The sequence below is a fragment of the Exiguobacterium sp. SH3S1 genome (genome assembly GCF_004337105.1).
In the GTDB taxonomy this organism is placed as follows: Bacteria; Bacillota; Bacilli; order Exiguobacteriales; family Exiguobacteriaceae; genus Exiguobacterium; species Exiguobacterium aurantiacum_A.
Map to the genome: position 1 here is coordinate 47,640 of NZ_SJUW01000006.1, position 17,912 is coordinate 65,551.

The 17,912-nt window shown below is 52.8% G+C and carries 18 protein-coding genes; 12 read left to right on the plus strand and 6 right to left on the minus strand.

Annotation, left to right across the window (positions count from 1 at the left end; all coding sequences use genetic code 11):
* Positions 1-10: 10 nt before the first annotated feature.
* The gene (locus EVJ26_RS08155) at positions 11-1,117 is read right to left on the minus strand and encodes a glycerol dehydrogenase (protein WP_131470226.1); all 1,107 of its coding nucleotides are present in this window, start codon (positions 1,115-1,117) and stop codon (positions 11-13) included.
* A 382-nt stretch (positions 1,118-1,499) separates the two neighbouring features.
* Here EVJ26_RS08155 and EVJ26_RS08160 point away from each other — a divergent pair, with 382 nt between their 5' ends.
* From EVJ26_RS08160 to EVJ26_RS08180, 5 genes are all read left to right on the plus strand, one after another.
* Positions 1,500-2,159: a type 1 glutamine amidotransferase domain-containing protein gene (locus EVJ26_RS08160; RefSeq protein ID WP_070328065.1), complete on the plus strand. Its 660-nt coding sequence runs from the start codon at positions 1,500-1,502 to the stop codon at positions 2,157-2,159.
* 109 nt (positions 2,160-2,268) lie between these two features.
* On the plus strand, positions 2,269-2,694 hold the full coding sequence (locus EVJ26_RS08165; protein WP_070328066.1) for a DMT family transporter: 426 nt from the start codon (positions 2,269-2,271) through the stop codon (positions 2,692-2,694).
* Positions 2,695-2,705: 11 nt separating this feature from the next.
* Positions 2,706-3,377, plus strand: a complete 672-nt coding sequence (locus EVJ26_RS08170) for a Crp/Fnr family transcriptional regulator (protein ID WP_083274036.1) — start codon at positions 2,706-2,708, stop codon at positions 3,375-3,377.
* Positions 3,378-3,388: 11 nt separating this feature from the next.
* Entirely contained in the window at positions 3,389-3,865 is a 477-nt protein-coding gene (locus EVJ26_RS08175) for a DMT family transporter (protein ID WP_131470227.1), read from the plus strand.
* A 126-nt stretch (positions 3,866-3,991) separates the two neighbouring features.
* Positions 3,992-5,281, plus strand: a complete 1,290-nt coding sequence (locus EVJ26_RS08180) for a hemolysin family protein (RefSeq protein ID WP_236635534.1) — start codon at positions 3,992-3,994, stop codon at positions 5,279-5,281.
* A 12-nt stretch (positions 5,282-5,293) separates the two neighbouring features.
* Here EVJ26_RS08180 and EVJ26_RS08185 read toward each other — a convergent pair whose 3' ends face one another.
* Positions 5,294-6,478, minus strand: a complete 1,185-nt coding sequence (locus tag EVJ26_RS08185) for a M20 metallopeptidase family protein (protein ID WP_131470229.1) — start codon at positions 6,476-6,478, stop codon at positions 5,294-5,296.
* A gap of 203 nt (positions 6,479-6,681) precedes the next feature.
* Between EVJ26_RS08185 and EVJ26_RS08190 the strand changes: the two genes are divergently transcribed.
* Complete coding sequence (locus EVJ26_RS08190) at positions 6,682-7,230, plus strand: LemA family protein (protein ID WP_131470230.1); 549 nt, start codon at positions 6,682-6,684, stop codon at positions 7,228-7,230.
* A gap of 21 nt (positions 7,231-7,251) precedes the next feature.
* Complete coding sequence (htpX, locus tag EVJ26_RS08195) at positions 7,252-8,133, plus strand: zinc metalloprotease HtpX (RefSeq protein ID WP_236634042.1); 882 nt, start codon at positions 7,252-7,254, stop codon at positions 8,131-8,133.
* A 36-nt stretch (positions 8,134-8,169) separates the two neighbouring features.
* On the opposite strand, the gene nagE is transcribed toward htpX, so the two are convergent.
* Genes nagE through EVJ26_RS08210 form a run of 3 tightly spaced genes read right to left on the minus strand, consistent with a single transcriptional unit; the run spans position 8,170 to position 11,010 of the window.
* A complete protein-coding gene (gene nagE, locus EVJ26_RS08200) occupies positions 8,170-9,657 on the minus strand; it encodes an N-acetylglucosamine-specific PTS transporter subunit IIBC (RefSeq protein ID WP_131457842.1) in 1,488 nt (495 codons plus the stop codon).
* Entirely contained in the window at positions 9,654-10,502 is an 849-nt protein-coding gene (locus EVJ26_RS08205) for a PRD domain-containing protein (RefSeq protein ID WP_131470231.1), read from the minus strand. The genes nagE and EVJ26_RS08205 overlap by 4 nt, the downstream gene beginning before the upstream one ends.
* Positions 10,503-10,521: 19 nt before the next feature.
* On the minus strand, positions 10,522-11,010 hold the full coding sequence (locus EVJ26_RS08210) for a PTS sugar transporter subunit IIA (protein ID WP_236635535.1): 489 nt from the start codon (positions 11,008-11,010) through the stop codon (positions 10,522-10,524).
* A 458-nt stretch (positions 11,011-11,468) separates the two neighbouring features.
* On the opposite strand from EVJ26_RS08210, the gene EVJ26_RS08215 reads away from it, so the two are divergent.
* Positions 11,469-13,379 (plus strand): endonuclease MutS2, encoded by a 1,911-nt coding sequence (locus EVJ26_RS08215; protein ID WP_131470232.1) that lies wholly within the window; start codon positions 11,469-11,471, stop codon positions 13,377-13,379.
* A gap of 94 nt (positions 13,380-13,473) precedes the next feature.
* Entirely contained in the window at positions 13,474-14,181 is a 708-nt protein-coding gene (locus tag EVJ26_RS08220) for a hypothetical protein (protein ID WP_131468924.1), read from the plus strand.
* Between the two features lie 31 nt (positions 14,182-14,212).
* On the opposite strand, the gene EVJ26_RS08225 is transcribed toward EVJ26_RS08220, so the two are convergent.
* The gene (locus EVJ26_RS08225) at positions 14,213-14,785 is read right to left on the minus strand and encodes a hypothetical protein (RefSeq protein ID WP_131470233.1); all 573 of its coding nucleotides are present in this window, start codon (positions 14,783-14,785) and stop codon (positions 14,213-14,215) included.
* A gap of 143 nt (positions 14,786-14,928) precedes the next feature.
* On the opposite strand from EVJ26_RS08225, the gene EVJ26_RS08230 reads away from it, so the two are divergent.
* The 3 genes from EVJ26_RS08230 to EVJ26_RS08240 are packed head-to-tail and all read left to right on the plus strand — an operon-like array spanning position 14,929 to position 17,575.
* The gene (locus EVJ26_RS08230) at positions 14,929-15,576 is read left to right on the plus strand and encodes a response regulator transcription factor (protein WP_131470234.1); all 648 of its coding nucleotides are present in this window, start codon (positions 14,929-14,931) and stop codon (positions 15,574-15,576) included.
* Entirely contained in the window at positions 15,576-16,844 is a 1,269-nt protein-coding gene (locus tag EVJ26_RS08235) for a HAMP domain-containing sensor histidine kinase (protein WP_131470235.1), read from the plus strand. Before EVJ26_RS08230 ends, EVJ26_RS08235 begins: the two co-directional genes overlap by 1 nt.
* Positions 16,835-17,575 carry an AAA family ATPase gene (locus tag EVJ26_RS08240; RefSeq protein ID WP_131457886.1) on the plus strand — a complete coding sequence of 247 codons (741 nt, stop codon included), beginning with the start codon at positions 16,835-16,837 and terminating at the stop codon, positions 17,573-17,575. The genes EVJ26_RS08235 and EVJ26_RS08240 overlap by 10 nt, the downstream gene beginning before the upstream one ends.
* Positions 17,576-17,912 lie beyond the last annotated feature (337 nt).

Genomic DNA, 17,912 nt, shown 5'->3' on the forward strand with positions numbered 1-17,912 from the left:
CCTCGTCTTTTTAGGTCAGTTTGCTTTGGTAGAGGCGGGCGTAACGGTCGGCGGCGATGATGGCGTCGGCCACATCTTCAGGCGACACGTCGAAACCGCTATGAATCGTTTCCCCTTCAGCGGTCGCTGCTTGACCGACTTTCAAGATATCTTCTCGTGACGCGTCTTTTAGTTTCACGTCTTCGAGTGTGACCGGCAAATCGAGCGCCATGTAAAGGGCGACGTACCGTTCGAACTCGGCTTGCGTCCGTCCTTCAAGCGCGAGCTGGACGAGTGTCCCGAACGCGACTTTCTCACCGTGCGTCAAATGATGGATCTCCCCGTCTAAGGCGGTGAAGCCATTATGGATGGCGTGGGCTGCCGCTAATCCACCGCTCTCGAAACCGAGACCGCTCAATAGCGTGTTCGCTTCAACGACATCTTCAAGCGCTGGCGTGACGACTTTTGCTTTTACCGATTCATAGGCCGGAATCCCATAATCGAACAACACTTCTTCACAGCGTTTGGCGATCGCTTCGGCGGCGATCGTCGGGACGCCGCCTGCCATCGTCTTGCCACCGAACGCGAGGACACTCCGGACCTCGACCCACGTCGCGAGCGCGTCGGCGATCCCTGAGGCGAGGAAGCGGGCCGGGGCCTCGGCGATCAGTTTCGTGTCAACGAGGACCAAATCGGGATTCTTCTTATAAAACCGGTAACTCTCAAAATTACCTTCATCCGTATAGATGACCGAGAGGGCACTCGTCGGGGCGTCAGTCGAGGCGATGGTCGGCACGATGACGATGCGGGCATTAAGCGCATCGGCGACGGCTTTGGCCGTGTCGAGCGTTTTCCCGCCGCCCATACCGATGACGAACGACGTCTCGTTCGCTTCTGCCGCCTTGGTGATCCGCTCGATTTCGTGGCGCGACGCTTCCCCGACAAAGTCGGCTTTCTCGGCGTTCACACCGCTCGACGTCAACGAGGCGGTCACCCGTTCCCCGATCAAGCGCCAGACGATATCGTCGGCGATGAGAAGTGCCTGTGAGCCGAAATGCCCGACATAATCCCCGATCCGGTCAATTGTATTCTTGCCTTGCACATACTTTGCGGGACTGATGAAAACGCGTTCTGACATATTCAACATCCTTTCTCAAATGAATGTGGCGATAGGACAACATGTGTCTGTTCCCAATTTAAGGCGTGTTTCAAACGAACAATCATGTGACATCTCAGCGAAGCGAGGTCACATGTTCGTCCACATTCCGCCGAGCAATACGAGGACGACAATTAAAGCGGCAACGGCAAGAAATCCCCATTCAAGTATCGATTTGGTCACGATGGTTCCCTCCTGATGACTGATAATCCGAGTATAACGAGTTCAGGCGCCGTTCCTGTTTCAAAAAAATGACCAGGTCAAAAAAAGAATGACGTCTCGTCGTGTCGAGCGTTCGATGGTTTGAATGAGACCACAACGGGAACATTTAATTCGTATGCTTATTTCAGAAGGAGGAAATCACATGTCTAAACACGTACTGATCGTCACGACATCTGCCAATAAACTAGAGAACGGCCACGAAACAGGGTTATGGCTCGGGGAGTTCGCTGAACCGTACCTTTTGTTCGAGAAGAAAGGCTACAAAGTAACGATTGCTAGTATCGAAGGTGGAGACGTGCCAATCGATGCGAACAGTCTAGAAGACGGATTACCGGAAGAAATCTTAAATACGAAAACCTTGTTGAAAGATACGGTCCGTCTTGATCAAGTAGCGGATGAGACATATGATGCTGTCTTCCTTCCAGGCGGACACGGGACAGTCGTCGACTTCCCAGGAAGCGAGACGTTACAGCGTGTCGTTCGAGACGTATACGAGAGCGGCAATATCGTTGCAGCTGTCTGTCACGGCCCGATCGGCCTCGTCAACGTCAAGTTGAGCAACGGCGAACCACTCGTGAAAGGTAAGCGCGTGACTGGATTCACGGATGCTGAAGAAGTCGAGATGCAACTCGATTCAGCTGTACCGTTCTTGTTAGAGACGGCACTTCGTGAGAAGGGCGGAGATTTTGATAAAGCCGACAATTGGGCTGTCAACGTCGCCGTCGATGATCGCCTTGTCACGGGACAAAACCCGCAGTCTTCTGAGCAAGTCGCGGAAGAAATCGTGAAAATTTTAGGATAATGATGCGAACGACCTAGGTCTTGACCTAGGTTGTTCTTTTTTTGGACATATGTCCTTTTCAAGCATTTTATTCTCGCGTACAGTCAGACGAGGAGAATAGGAGGTAAGTATGGGAATCATTTTTGCAGTACTCTCGGGCACGTTCATCGCGTTACAAGGCATCTTTAACGCAAAGCTTGGTTACGCAGTCGGGGCCTGGTTGTCCGTCACGATCGTCCACTTTGTCGGACTCATACTCGCTTTGGGCATTTATGCGTTCAAACGTGATGCAGACATGACGGCGTTCCGGCGTGTGCCATGGTATTACAGTTTAGGTGGGTTGTTTGGCGTCTTCGTCGTCTTTGGAGAGCTGACGGCCATCCAGCGACTCGGTGTGACGTGGGCAATCTGCGTGTTGCTCGTCGCCCAATTGATCGGGGCGTTCCTTATCGATTTGAACGGTTGGTTCGGGGTGAAGAAGAAGCCTGTCAATCAAGGTCAGATCATGGGACTCGCCTTGATGGTTGTCGGTATCGGGATTTACACATTCACGTGAGGAGGGGTGACATGGGGGTTGAAGCTGCGTTAACACGCCTTAACTGGCACCATCTTTTTTCGACGGAGACACTCGCGGCGTCGTCGATCGTGACATTTCCCACCGGTGCGATGTTGTGCGCGAACGATCAAACGATTGAGTCGTTGTTCGTCGTTTTAGAGGGACGCGTCAAAATTTATACGTTGAGCGAGGAAGGGAAACTGAGACTCTTGCGGTTGAAGACGGCGCCGTCTTTGATTGGCGATATTGAGTACGCCAGCGGCCGGGACGTCCTGCATACGGTCGAAGCGGTCGGGGCGGTCACGTGTCTGCGCATCCCGTTTGAAGCGCTGCGGACGCATAACCGGACGATCGAGTTCACGGAACATCTGCTCCGCGGGGTGTCGGAAAAGTTATTTATTGAGGCGAACGCCTCCTCGAATCATCTGATGTCGACGCTTGAAGAGCGGTTAGCAGGCTATCTCGTCTCACTCAGTGCGTCAGGAAATGAGTTGTTCCAACAAGAGATGAGTCAGTTGAAACGGAAGGAAGTCGCCGAATGGCTCGGGACGAGCTATCGCCACTTGAATCGGACGCTGCAAGCGTTCGCGGACGAGGGACTCGTCGAACGGAGTCGGACGAAAGTGACGATTCTCGATGCGAAACGATTAAACGAACGTGCCAATGGCATGGTGTATGAATAAGGAGGCAGTTCATGTTAGTAGGAATCATTTGTTCAGCGGTGGCTGGCGCGTTCATCAGTGTACAAGCGGCGGTCAATGCCAAAATGAACGTGTATTTAGGAGCTTGGGCGACGACCGTGCTCGTCTTTATCGTCGGATTCATCGGCTCGCTCGTCCCGCTTGCACTTTTCGGCGGAAACATCCGCGGCGTGTTCGACATTTCACCGATTTATGCGCTCGGTGGTTTGCTAGGTGTCGGTGTCGTATTTTGTGTGATGCGCAGCATCCAACTACTCGGCCCGACATTATCCGTCTCGATCATTCTCGTGTCCCAGTTGATTTGGGCACTCGGCGTCGATCTCTTCGGAGCGTTCGGAATGCCGCGGTTATCACTGTCACCAGGCCAAGTCATCGGGTTGATGATCTTGCTACTAGGCGTGATTGTATTCAAACAAGCTCAGGCGGCAGCAATCGAACATCAAGCGACGGAACAGGCTACTTCACAATGAAGTGGCTTTTTTTGTGAGCAAAACGGGTACAGGTAGATAATGAATCTCTGATATGATGAGATGGAGTAGTACGAAATATACGTAGAGGTGATGAAACAAGTGGATTCTTCCATAGTAATTGATTTAATGATCGTCATATTTTTGATCGTGTTGAACGGGGTGTTCGCGATGACTGAGATTGCGCTCATCTCGTCGAAACCGGCAAAACTTGAAGTTGAGGCGAATCGAGGCAAACGCAGCGCCAAGATTGCGCTCAGACATTCAAAAGACCCGACAGACCTGTTGTCGACCGTCCAAGTCGGGATCACATTGATCGGGATCATCAACGGGGCTTACGGGGGCGCGCGTTTTTCAACACCGCTCGCTGAACTATTTGCACAGCTCGGAATGAGCGCGCAGTACGCGCCGACGGTCGGTTATGTCGTCGTCGTCACGATCATCACGTATTTGTCGCTCATCATCGGAGAACTTGTCCCGAAACGGATTGCGCTCGTGTCACCTGAACAGGTGACGATGTCGATCATTCCGGCGCTTGATTTGTTCAGCAAAGTCATGCGACCGTTCATTTGGATCTTATCGAAATCGACACTGTTCTTGTTCAAATTGCTCGGCTTGAAAGCAGAGCAGTCGAGTGGGGAGACCGAACTCGAAATTAAACAGTTGTTGTTCGAAGGGGCGCAGCAAGGGGCGTTCGCCCATGAAGAAGTGCAACAAGTCGAGCGCGTCTTCGCTTTCCATGACCAGTTGATCTATGAACTGATGCAGCCGCGAACGACGCTCGAATGGGTCGACCTCGAGGATGACATGGACGATATTAAAAAATCGATTTATGAGAGTAAACACAACAAGCTTCCAGTCGGACGCGATTCGCTCGACGACTTCGTCGGCTACATCGATGTCCGTGATATTTTAACGCTCGCGACGTTGCGTGAGCCGTCACAGATTTTAAAACGCATCAAGCAGCCGCTCATCGTGCCGAAGCAACGTGAGGCCAGCCAAGTGCTGCAGATGATGCAAAAGAACGGCGTCGAGATTGCGTTCGTGCTCGATGAATACGGTGGCTTCCTCGGTATGGTCACGTTGTTCGACATACTAGAAGAGATTGTCGGGGAAGTGATGATTGAAGAAGAGACGCCGGAAGTGGTCCGCCGCGCGGACGGGACGTACTTGGCGGATGGCTTGCTCGGGATTGAAGATTTGAAACGAACGTTCGGGATTCGAGATAACCGTTTCGATGAGGGCCGTAATTTGTACCACACGCTAGCAGGGCTCGTCATTTACTCGCTCGGTGACTTCCCGAAACGCGGAGACATCGTCGAGGCGTACGGGTTACGTTTCGAAGTCGTCGATATGGACGGGAAACGTGTCGACCAAGTTCTCGTGTCGATGTTGTCAGAAACGCCAAACGAAGACTGATGCCTCAGGGCGTCAGTCTTCGTTTTTTTGTGTGTTCCATGTTTCGAACGCTGCGCGCATGAGGACGCGGGCGGTGTTTAGCATGGCCCGTTCGTCCACATCAAAGCGAGGATGGTGGTGAGGGAAGACGGCGCCGACTTCAGGATTGCCGGCCCCGGCGAAAAAGAAGCTGCCGGGAACATGTTGCATGTAGTAGGCGAAATCTTCTCCGACCATGAGCGGAGACATCTCGATGACGCCGGCTTCACCGACGACGCGAGCTGCACTTTGGCGAACATGCTCCGTCTCGGCGTAATGATTGATGACTGGAGGATAGCCGCGGATATATTCGAGCTCATACGTCGCCTCGCTCGCCGCGCAGACGTGGGAAATGGTGCGCTCCATCTCTGTGATGATCCGTTCTTGTGTTTCTAGCGTGAACGTTCGGACTGTCCCCGATAACTTCGCTTCGTCAGCGATCACGTTGAACGCCTGGCCCGCGGTGAACGTGCCGACGCTTAAGACGGCCGGTTCGAGCGGATCGGTGCGACGGCTGATGACTTGTTGCAACTGACCGACGACGTTCGCCCCGACCATGACGGCATCGACCGTATGTTGCGGAATCGCGCCGTGGCCGCCTTTCCCTTTGATCGTCAGCTCGAAGCGGTCGGCTGCGGCCATGATCGGACCTGCTTTTACTCCGATCGTGCCGTACGGGAGCGGCGTCCAGATGTGAGCGCCGAAGATGTAGTCGACGCCGTCCAAGCAGCCGTCTTCGATCATCGGCTTGGCTCCTCCGGGCGCGAGTTCTTCCGCAAACTGATGGATGAGAACGACGTCTCCCGGCAGGTCGGTCTCACTCAAGGCTTTGGCGAGCACGAGCAGTGTCGCCGTATGGGCGTCATGGCCGCACGCATGCATCGAACCGTTCACTTTTGAGCGGTACGGCACGTCTTTCAAGTCTTGGATCGGCAAAGCGTCAAAGTCGGCCCGGAAGGCGATGGTTGGTCCGTTGCCGCCTCGAATGCGTCCGACGACGCCGTTGCCGCCGACGCTTTCGCGGACTTCGAGGCCGAGCTTGCGCAAATAAGTGGCGATCGTTTTTGGTGTCTCCTGTTCTTCAAACGACAGTTCGGGATATTGGTGAAAATGGCGTCGAAGCGACACCATCTCGTCGTACAGTTCCGCCAATCGTGAATCGAGGTCAGTCACAAGCATGATTTGCACTCCTGTCAGTTAATCATTTTTGTTTGAAACCAGCTCCATAGATTATACGTATCTAAGAGGTAAGAGTTTCTAATCGCCTGAGCGGTGTTTCCCATGATCGCCATGAGTCATTGGTTACATTTTTCTAAGTTATGCTTATGGTATACGACAAAAGGGAATTAATACAGAAGTAAATCATGAAATGAGGTGTTGAAATGGGTTGGATTATCGCAATTGGTATCATCGCCGTCTTGGCGGTCATCTATTTTTCGATGTACAACGGACTTGTCAAATATCGAAACTGGGTCGACGAGTCGTGGGCACAGATCGACGTTCAGCTGAAACGCCGCTACGACTTGATCCCGAACTTGGTCGAGACGGTGAAAGGGTATGCGAAGCATGAACAAGAGACGCTCACGAAAGTCGTCGAGCTACGAAACCAGCTTGGCTCGAAGACGAGCCGTCAAGAACAGATGGAAGTGAACGATCAACTGAGCGGTGCGCTCAAAAACTTGTTCGCGCTGCGCGAGGCGTATCCGGACTTGAAAGCGAACGAGAACTTTATGATGCTTCAAGAAGAGCTGACGCAGACAGAGAACAAAGTCGCTTACTCGCGACAGCTGTATAACAATACGGTCATGAAATACAATACGAAAATCGAATCGGTCCCGACGAACATCATCGCTTCCGTCCATAAGTTCGAAAAACGCGACATGCTCGAGGCGCGAGAAGAAGAACGCGAGAACGTTCGCGTCTCATTCTAATGGATTGGAGTGGCGACGATGATTCTGTATGAACAAATCCGCAAGAATAAGATTAAAACCGTGTTCATCGTGGCCGGATTCGTCCTCCTCGTCTTAGCCGTCGGGGTTGTCATCTCGTATTTGAACTATGGCGATCCGCTCCCAGGGCTCATCTTTACTCCGGTGTTCTCGTTGTTTTACATCGGGATCGTCATCATGTCGAGCACGAATATCGTCATGAAGATGAATCACGCCCAAGAGATCACATCGGTCGAACAACATCGTTTCTTATGGCACACGGTCGAGAACATGGCGATGGTCGCCCGTGTCCCGATGCCACGGATCTTCATCATCAATGACGCGTCACCGAACGCGTTCGCGACCGGGCTCAAACCCGAGAAGGCCGCGGTCGCCGTGACAACCGGTTTAATGGACCAGTTGACCCGTGAAGAACTCGAAGGTGTCATCGCCCACGAAGTTGCGCATATTAAAAATTATGACGTCCGCCTGGCGACGGTGACGCTCGCCCTCGTCTCCGTCATCGCCATCATGAGTGACATCGGCTCACGGATGCTGTTTTTCCGAAGTATCGGTGGACGGCGCGACAACAACCAAAATCCGATCTTTATGATCGTCGGGCTCGTCCTGTTGATTTTAGCCCCGATCATCGCGACGCTCGTCAACCTTGCTATCTCGCGAAATCGTGAGTTTTTGGCTGATGCGAGCGGGGCCGAGTTGACGCGGAACCCGGACGCACTCGCTTCGGCGCTCGAGAAAATCGCTAACGTCAAAACGCCAGTGAAAGAGGCGTCACGGGCGTCGGCATCACTTTATTTTTCGGACCCTATGAAGAAAAAGCTGAGTGGGCTGTTCTCGACACACCCGAATCCGGCTGAACGGATTGCCAGACTGCGAAGCATGTAAAAAAAGCCACCTCGCTATGGAGGTGGCTTTCGTTCGTCATCCGGCGCGGTTGCTCCGGAGTTTTTCAATCTCTTCGAGGACGAATTGAACGTTCGTCCCGACGATGACTTGAATATGGTTCGGGCTGACGACTTTAATTCCTGGGATGCCCGCTTTCTTAATTTGCGTTTGATCGACCGTCTCCATGTCTTTGACGTCGACACGGAGACGTGTGACACACGATTCGATACCGGTGACGTTTTGGTCACCACCGAGACCGTCATAAATCATGGCTGCCATCGCAGAGTACTGACCACCTGCTGCGACTGGTGCCGTTTTCGTGTCACCTTCAGGCGCTGTTTCTGTCGCGACCGCATCAACTGCTTCGTCCGACTCGCGACCTGGCGTTGCCAAGTTAAGTTTGACGATCATAAAGCGGAAGATCGTGTAGTAGATGGCACCGAAGACGAGGCCTTGGACGAGCAACATGTACGGCTGGTTCGCAAGCGGTAGCCGTGAGCTGAGGACGAAGTCGACGAGACCGGCACTGAAGCCGAACCCGGCCGTCCATTGGAACGTGGCAGCGATAAAGAGTGACACGCCTGTCAACACAGCATGGACAAGGTAAAGAACTGGTGCGAGGAACATGAACGAGAACTCGAGCGGTTCCGTGACACCTGTGAAGAATGAAGCGAACGCTGCGGCGAGAAGGAGCGAGGCCGCTTGTTTTTTACGTTTCGTTTTCGCAGTGTGATACATCGCGAGTGCTGCTGCCGGGAGACCGAACATCATGATCGGGAAGAATCCAGCTTGATAGCGTCCAGTGATCCCTTTCTCACCTTCACCGGACCAGAAGTTACCGATATCGTTGATGCCGGCAACGTCAAACCAAAATACCGAGTTGAGGGCGTGGTGAAGACCTGTCGGGATCAATAGACGGTTGAAGAATCCGTAAAGTCCAGCCCCGATCGCCCCCATTTTCGAAATTGTTTCACCGAATCCGACGAGTCCTGTGTAGACGACCGGCCAGACGAAGTAAAGTGCGACCGAGACGACAATCATGGCGAACGCCGTCATGATTGGCACGAGACGTTTGCCGCTGAAGAAGGCGAGCGCGTCCGGGAGCTTCACATGGCTGAAGCGGTTATACATTTGAGCAGCGACGATACCTGACAAGATACCGACGAACGCGTTGGCGATCCGACCGAATGCTGGGTTGACTTCAGTGACGTCGATTCCTTGGAACAGGGCGACTGTCGCGGAAGACAACAATGTCGTGACCGTGAGGAAAGCGACGAGACCACTGAGAGCGGCCGAGCCGTCACGGTTTTTCGCCATACCGAGGGCGACCCCGACAGCGAAGAGAATTGGAATGTTATCGATGATGGCTGCACCGGCTTTAATGAGGAAGGCGGCGGCGATGTTTTCAGAACCCCAGCCGACTGGGTCGATCCAGTAACCGATGCCCATGAGGATGGCCGCTGCAGGAAGTACCGCAACCGGCAACATGAGCGAACGTCCGAGACGTTGTAAAAAGTTCATCATTGTAAATGTCCTCCTTTTTGATGGTGTTGATCTTGCAGGCGTTGAATGTGGAGCGTGATGTAACCAAGCTCTGACTCGGGCAAGACGATGCCGTATAAGTTTTCCATTTCAGTTGCGACGTCAGACGCACACGCGTAAGCGGACGAGAATTTTGTTTGAATCATCTGAAGCATGTCCTCGTCGATCGTGTGATGATCGTAATGGTTGACCCGATCCATGACGAATCGTAAATGGGTTAATAAGCGTTGATAGGATAAGTCATCTTCTTCGATAGATAGGTCGAGTCGTCGTGAAATCGATTGAATCATGTCTCTTACGATCGTCGTCTGTTTGACCGTCTTGCGCAAATCACCTCCTTTCACTTTGAGTGTATGGATATGGAGCGCGATGAAAGCCGCTTCGTCTTTCGGCATCTTCAATCCGATTTTGTCCTCGATTAGTTGCAGCGCCCACAGTCCGATTTCATATTCGTTGCGATACAAGATTTTGATCTCATTCAACAGCTTGTTCCGAAGTGAGATTCCTTCTTCTTCACGCTCGATGGCGAATGAGATATGATCGGTCAAAACGACGTGGATATGCTCATTGAACGTCGTCTCGAGCCGCTTCTCCGCATGCGTGATAATTTCTTCGGAAATCGTGAAGTGCTCGACCGGGATACGGCTGAGGAGTTGTTGAAACTTATCGTTTTCCGACATGACGAAAAGTTTTTCGATTTTGTGCGGGTTGACGATGTCGTTGCGCCCTTTTTTAAACGCGACGCCGGGTCCGATGGCGATCTTTTCTTCACCTTCGTCCGAGACGATGACCGCGTTGTTGTTTAAAATCTTTTTAATTTTTAACATGTGTCCTCCTATCGAGGAGTCATTGTTCCGCTTGAGCGACGACAGTCTTTCCGGAAAGCGAGGGGCCACCTGCGTGGAACGAGTAAGGATTTGGCAGCTCGCTTCCGTTCGTGACAATCATCGGAGTGACCGTGTCCTTCCCGGCTTGATTAATCTGCTTCAAGTCCGCTGTCAACAAAGGATGTCCGACGTCAACATGGTCACCGACAGTGACGTGGACTGTGAACGGGTCTCCTGAAAGTTCGACCGTGTCTAACCCGACGTGAATCAAAATCTCAGCTCCGTCTTCCGTCCGGATGCCGATGGCGTGCTTCGTCGGTGCGATTTGGACGATCGTTCCATTAGCCGGTGCGACGACTGTCCCGTTTGTCGGCTTAATGGCGATTCCGTCGCCCATCATCTTCTCGCTGAAGACGGGGTCGGCCACTTGCTCAAGTGGAATGATGTCTCCTTCCATGGGTGCATAAAGTGTCAGTGTATGTCGCTTCATCCACTTATTCAATAACATGTTCACTTCATCCTTTCCCTACGAAAATGATTGTGAAAAAACAAAACAGGCATGGAGTATAGACGGGTGGCGTGAGCCTTTCGTCTTACCCCATGCCTGATCGAATCAGTCACATGTGATCAATATTTGTTTCTTCTGTCTCAACATAGCACGCTATCTAAAAGAAGACAAGACCTAATTTGTAAGCGCTCTCTAAAAAATGTACTTATTCTGAAATTTGTTGTATAGTGAAAACGAATCTTAAGTGAAAGGTGTTGCATGTTGATGAGTGAGGTCGTATCTGCCTAACGAACTGAAAAATGTAGGATGACGCGTGTTTTTGTCATGCCTTCATGTTCTGTTACGGATACCGCCCATCATAAACTGCCAGACACCGGTCTGTCTTTTTGCGTTGGTCGTCATCGACCGACGCTTTTTGTTTGCGCGGTATCTCCACCCTATTTTAAGGAGAGATCACCATGAACGAACAAACGTTAGAAAAACTACAATATACTGAACTCATCCAACGAGTCGAACGCTACTGCATCAGCGGGTTCGGTCGCAAGTTGCTCAGAAATCAACAACCGACGAGCCATCTACAGACGGTGAAGAAACGACTGCAAGAGACGTCGGAGGCACGAGCGATCCTAGACGCCTCGTCGCACGTCCCGTTCATCGGGGTGTCCGACATGGAACCGCTCATCGGGAAAATCAGTCGTGGCATCCAGCTCGAAGCGGGTGAACTTGAAGCCGTCGCTGAATTTTTCCGCGGAGCCCGCAAACTGAAACGATTCATGGCCGAGCAGACGTTCTTTGCACCGTTGTTATCTCTGTACGCGGACGAGATGAGTGAAAGGCGCTCGATCGAAGAAGAAATCGTTCGGTCGATCCGGGCCGGACGCGTCGTCGATGAGGCGTCAAAAGAACTGAAACGGACTCGGAAGCAAATCGATATTCTCGAAGGACGGATCGAGGAGCGGTTGACTAAATTTTTGAAGAGCGCGGCCAACCGTGAAGCGATTCAAGACGCGTTTGTGACGAAGAAGCAGGACCGATTCACGATCCCAATCAAGGCGTCGTACAAACATAAAGTCGCCGGGACGATCATCGATACGTCGAACCGGGGGACGACCGTGTTCATCGAGCCGGAAGCGATCAGCAAGCTGAACGCGGAACTCGCCGTCAAACGGACCGAGGAAGCGGTCGAAGTTTATCAAGTGCTCGCGACACTGACCGGTATGGTGGCCGAAGCGTTACCGGCGATTGAGACGACGCTCGACGTTATCGCCCAGTACGACATGGTATTCGCCAAAGGGAAGTATAGCCAGACGATCGAAGGAATTTCGCCACGCGTGAACGGGACCGGGAAAATTCGTTTGCGACAAGTCCGGCACCCGTTGCTTGATGGGGCGGTCCCGCTCGACTTCTCGCTCGGCGAGACGTACCGCGGACTCATCATCACCGGACCGAACGCCGGCGGGAAAACGGTCGTCTTGAAAACGATCGGCTTGCTCAGCTTGATGACGATGAGCGGACTGCACATCCCGGCTCATCCCGATACGGACATCTCGACGTTCGACGACGTGTTCGTCGATATCGGTGACAATCAAGACATGGGGTCCGCCCTCAGCACGTTCTCGGCCCATATGAACAACGTGGCAAATATCATGCAACGGGCCGGCAAGCGATCGTTGCTCTTATTTGACGAAATTGGGAGTGGGACCGAACCGAACGAAGGGGCGGCGCTCGCCATCGCGATTTTAGAAGAGGCGTACAAGCGCGGCTGTCTCGTCGTCGCCTCGACCCATTACGGGGAAATCAAAGCGTATTCCGAGGCGCATCCGGACTTCATGAACGCGGCGATGCAGTTCGACCCGGACACGCTCGAGCCGAAGTATCGGTTGTTGATCGGTCAGTCCGGTGACAGCAACGCGCTGTTCATTGCCCGGAAAATGAAGCTACCCGAAGCGATTTTGAAACAAGCGTCACGTTATATGAAAGAAAAAGTATATGACCAGACACTCGTCGACACTTCGAAACTGACACAAGAAGTGGTGAATGCGAAACCGGAACTGATCCAGCAATTTGAAAAAGGAGATCGCGTCCGGTTACTCGAGACGAATCAAGTCGGGCTCGTCTATGCGACGGACGATTCTGGGCGACATGTCACGGTTTATGCAGAAGGGACGTTCAGCGACCATCCGTTGCGACGCGTCCGGCTTGAAGCGCAGGCGGTTGATCTCTATCCGGCAGGTTATGACTTAGAGACGTTGTTCGTAGACTATCGAGAGCGCAAAGAGGCGCATGATTTTGAGCGTGGCTCGAAGAAAGCGTTGCGTCGTGTTGAAAAAGAGATTCGGGCACGGCAACGCGCCGAACGTGGAGACTAAAAAGTGTATGACCTTAAGCGCTCGGGTAAGGACCAAGGACCGAGAGTCATGACGAAACGTCCGGCTGTCGGGTAATGTGTCGGAGGTGGACTAGATGTTTTGGTTAAGTTTGTTGTTCGCCATCGGATTTGCCTTGATCCACTACTTTTCAGGTCAACTGATTCACGTGCGCGAGACGCCACGGAGCCGCTTCTTGTCGCTCGCCGGTGGCGTCGCTGTCGCTTACGTGTTCTTGCATCTCTTGCCTGAACTGAATGAATACCAACGCGAGCTCGAAGGACATCTCGGGAGCGGTCTGTTCGCCTCGATCGAGAATCATATCCTCATTGTTAGTATGTTCGGTTTGGCCGTTTTTTACGGATTGGAGCGATTGGCGTCCCAAATGAAAAAACGAGATGAAGGAAGCGTGTTTTGGATTCATATGGCGCTGTTCATCTTTTACAACTTTAGCATCGGGTATGTGCTCGCAGAGAGTGAGTTCGACACGATATGGGCGATGACGCTCTACTTTCTCGCGTTAGGGATTCATTTCATCACGGTCGATCAAGGGTTGAGACACCACCATCAACAGTTATATGACGAGCGGGGACGGTTGTTGCTTTCCCTCGCGGTGCTCGTCGGCTGGAGTGTTGGGGCGTTTTCAGCGCTTCATGAAGTCACGCTGTCGATGATTGTCGCCTTTTTGGCCGGTGGCATCATCTTGAACGTTATGAAAGAAGAGTTACCCGAAGAGCGTGACAGCAGTTTTCGTGCCTTTGCCGTCGGGCTCATCGGATACGCGTTACTTTTATTGGCCATATGAAAAGGCAACCGAGATTTGGTTGCCTTTTTGCTTACAGTGAATTTGTACTCTGATTTTCTACATTGTCATCTGTTGAAGGTGTATTGTCGTCTTGGTTTGGACCGCCGAATTGGCCACCGTGATGCGACCCGTGACCGTGTCGACCTCTCCCTCCCGGTCCTTGCATGTCTAGGTCGTCATAGCTTGTCACGTCGGCGAATCGCTCCTCATGTTCAGCTAAAATCGCGTCGGCTTCCGCTTGCGTCAAATTACCGTTCTCGACCGCTGCATCAAGTTTCACTTCGTGTGAGGCGATGATCGCGTCAATGAATGCGTCGACCGTGATGCCTTTCTCTTCCGCGAGCTCAGGAAGCGACTGTCCTTCTTCACGTGCCGCTTCGACCTCGGCTTCGGTCAAACCGAGCGCCTCAAGCAACGCCGCTTGTCCGGCTGCCCGGTCTCCGAACATGCCGCGTTCACCACGTTCACCGCGTTCGCATTGCGTCGAAGCTTCCGTCGATTCTGTCGTTTCAGTTGTCGTCGTCTCGTTTGTGGCTGCGTAGACGCCTGTGCCCGAGACGGCAAGCAGACCGGCCAAAGCGAGTGCTAATTTTGATGATTTCATGTGTATCTCCTCCTTTTACTACCTCAAGTGTAAATCTTGCCCGCCGGCAAGTTGTGAGGGAGTTGCAAGGTTTTTGCAAATTGTATTTGGGAAACGATGGGATGCTTTCTTGATGCGATATAATGGGAGTGGAGGCGATACAGATGAACGTGCTCGTAGTGGAAGATGAACAGAAGCTAGCGGACGGGATGGCCCGTTTTTTGACGTACGCGGGCTTTACTGTCAGCGTGGCGGGGACACTCGCCGAGGCGAAACGACTGCTTGATCAGCCGTTCGATGCGGTCCTGCTCGACGTTCGCCTGCCGGACGGAGAAGGATGGACGCTCATTCCGAGATTACAGACACTTCAGCCGCGGCCGGCCATCGTGTTGACGACGGCACGCGGGGAAGCCGATGACCGAGTGTTCGGTCTTGAGCTCGGTGCTGACGACTATTTGGTCAAACCGATCGTCTTGAAAGAGCTCGAGATTCGATTGAAGCGTCTCGTCAAGCAGACGGATGGCATCGTGTTCGGTGATCTGAAAGTGGATGAAAAATCACGGACGGTGACGGAAGACGGGAAACCGATTCGATTGGCCAATAAGGAGTACGAACTGCTGCTCTATTTCATGAAGCATATCGGGGAAGCGCTTGACCGGAACCGATTGCTCGACGACGTGTGGGACTATACGTTCGTCGGTGACACGAGGACGGTCGACACGCACGTTAAACAGCTCCGCGACAAGTCCAAGACGATCAAACGGCAGTTGAAGACGGTGCATCGGGTCGGTTATCGATTGGAGGACGTGTGATGAACCGGTTGATGAAAAAGTTGTTGTGGACCGCCATTCTCCCGCTCGTGGTCATGGCCGTGCTCACGTTCGGACTCACGTCGCTCTTGATCGGCCGCTTTGCCGAGACGGAAAGCTACGCCCAGCTCGAGCGTGAAGCGGACATCGTCTATGACGCGTTAGCTGAAGGGCGAGGCATACCGGGACAGCTCAACGTCCTCGTGTTTCAAGACGGCGAACCGATCGATCTTGACCGAGGCGGACGGATGCGGCGACAGATGACACCGACGCTGAACCCGGACGCATTGGTGGAACGCGATCAAGTCAGCGTAAACGGTACGCGTCTCTTGACGTTTTTACGAGAAGAAGGAGACATTCAAATCGTGACGTATACGAATGCGCCGCTAGCGAATCCCCAGTTCCGTCAAATCTATATGATTCTCGGGAGTGGCTTCCTGCTCGCCCTCGTCGCGGCGATAGGCGTGACGTATTGGATGGGGCGGCGCTTGACGTCACCGCTCGTCCAATTGAAACAAGCGGCAACGGCGATCATGGCAGGAACACACACGATCAACTTGCCGCCGGTCACAGACGATGAAATCGGTGATTTGACGGAAGCGGTCGATCAGATGAATCGTGCGCTTCAAGAACAAGAGACGCTGCAAAAGACGTTCATCTCTGGGGTCACACATGACGTGCGGACACCGCTCGCTATCGTTCGCAACGAGGCAGAGATGCTCGAGCTCGGCGTCGTCAAGCCAGAAGACGTCTCGTCGACGGGACGGAGCATGACCGAAGAAGTTGACCGGATCGATCGTCTCGTCACGCAGATGCTCGAGTACTCGAAGTTATCGTCACGAAGTCTGCCGCTTCAAATCGAGCCGATCCGATTGGACGGACTCGTTCGTGAGACGGTGGCACGAATGGAAGACTGGTTCCGGCATAAACAAGTCACCGTCCAACTCGAACTCGAAGCAGTCACGCTACAAGCCGACCAAACGGCGATGGAACGGGTGTTGTCCAACTTTCTTCATAACGCCTACCAGGTGAGTCCCGACGGTGGCGTCATCACAATCAGAATTGTCGGAAACCGACTCGAGATCGAGGATCAAGGTCCGGGGCTCGATGATAGGATGCGTGCGAGCGTATGGGATATGTACGTCAAAGGTGATCGGTCGAACGGACACGGTCTTGGACTCGCCATCAACAAGTTGTTGCTTGAAGCGCAGCAACTCAATTACGGGGTCGAATCAAACGAGGGGGCGATTTTTTGGATCGAATGGGATTGAACTTATTTTTACGAGGTGTCCGCTTAGAACGAGATCGGATCGAAACGCCAGGGTATCCGTTTTCGCTCCCGATTTTTGAAGCGTTTGACGAATTGACGTTGACGAATCCGGTCACGTTTTTAGTCGGGGAAAACGGCAGCGGCAAGTCGACGTTGATCGAAGGGATGGCGATTGCCGCCGGATTCAATCCGGAAGGCGGGGCGACGACGTTCCGCTTTGAGACCGAGTCGACGCATAGCCCGCTGTTCGAGGCGTTGCGCCCGATTCGTAGTGCGTATCGCCCGAAGGACGGTTTTTTCCTCCGGGCCGAGACGGCGTATCAGCTATCAAGTTACGTGGACGAAATAGCGCGCTTGAGTCCAGACCCTGAGCGGTTTTATGAATCGTATGGTGGTCGCTCGCTCCATGAGCAGTCACACGGGGAAGCGTTCTTGTCGCTCATGCTCCACCGTTTCCGGGGCGCGGGCCTCTATATTTTAGACGAGCCGGAGGCCGCGTTGTCGCCGATGCGTCAATTGACGATGCTCGCCCGGATGCATGAGCTCGTGCAGGCCGGGAGTCAATTCATCATCGCGAGTCATTCACCGATTCTCATGTCGTACCCTGACGCGGCGATTTTGGAAGTCGAGGCGGGGCTCGCGCCGACGACGTTCGATGAACTCGAACACGTCCGGGTCATGCGCGACTTTTTAGCAGCGCCGGAACGGATGCAACGGATTTTATTTGACTAACAAAAGGCGGCCGTGGCCGCCTTTTATTATGACTTCGTGATTTTCCGCAACAAAATGATCGCGACGCTGACACCGGCAGCGATCAGCATGTACGTCCCGATCGATGAGAGCGTGTCTATCCAAAAATCCATTAGGTTTCCACCTCACTTGATTCGGTTAATTGCTTCCATCATTTCACGTTACTGTGCTGAAGTACACGAAATAATGATGTAAAACAAACGTTGAAGTCTATTGGAAAATCTTTCAAGAAACTTAAAAGTTTGGTCAGTGATTGGGCGGAAACTGTCCCACGTTTGAATAATCGCTCTATAATAGACGTGTAGAGATGATTATTGAC